1 protein-coding gene is annotated in these 857 nt (G+C 40.0%); it reads right to left on the bottom strand.

Annotation, left to right across the window (positions count from 1 at the left end):
• Positions 1 to 61: 61 nt before the first annotated feature.
• On the bottom strand, positions 62 to 857 hold a 796-nt coding region (locus ACFOZY_RS07215), incomplete at its 5' end, for an IS256 family transposase (RefSeq protein WP_378153829.1).

Genomic DNA, 857 nt, shown 5'->3' with positions numbered 1-857 from the left:
AGTCAAGTCCATAATCTTGTGTAAAATTACTGGGCAATCATTAGTTGCTGAAATTCATTATTTATAGTTTTCTATTCAGTGGATTTTTCCACTTATATTGTTCATCGATGTCCATTAAAACAGCTCCAATTAACCGGAACGCTGAATTTGTATTTGGGAATACCCGAATAACACGTTCCCTTCTGCGCACTTCTTGGTTTACTCGCTCCAATGCGTTAGTGGAATTAATAAATCGATGGATAGTTAGTGGGAAGCTTAAGTATTGGATGGCATCCTCGAAGCCCTCTTCCAATACCTTTAATGCTTTGTGGTATTTGACATCATCTTCGAAACCTTTTTGGACGTCGTCCAAAAACTGACGTGCATCATCAATTGTAGTGGCACGAAAAATCCTTATTACCTGAGCACGAAACTCTTGTGTATCTTTTTTGGGAAGGTGAGAGAAAATATTTCGTTTAAGATGTACAGTGCAGCGTTGCCAGGAAGTGCCTAAAAATTCTTGGGCAATGGCTTTCTTTAGGCCTTCATGAGCATCAGAAATAATTAGCTTGGGAGATTGGATTCCCCGAGCTTTTAGCTCTTGTAAGAACTCTTGCCAGGCAACAAAAGTCTCTTGATGGCTCACTTTTAAACCGATGATTTCCCGCTTACCTTGCTTACTTAAGGCCATAGCGATATACACCGCTTTAGATACAACACGGTCCCCTTCTCGCACTTTAATATACATGGCATCTACGTAAAGATAAGGATAATAGGAAAGACTGAGTGGACGATTTGCCCACTCCTTAACAACTGGATCGAGCTTTTCAATTAGGTTAGAGACAAACGATTTGGAGACACTTTGTCCACATAGTTCT

The sequence above is a fragment of the Chungangia koreensis genome, from assembly GCF_042651785.1.
Classification (GTDB): Bacteria; Bacillota; Bacilli; order Bacillales_A; family Planococcaceae; genus Chungangia; species Chungangia koreensis.
This window is presented reverse-complemented; position numbering and strand designations above follow the sequence as displayed.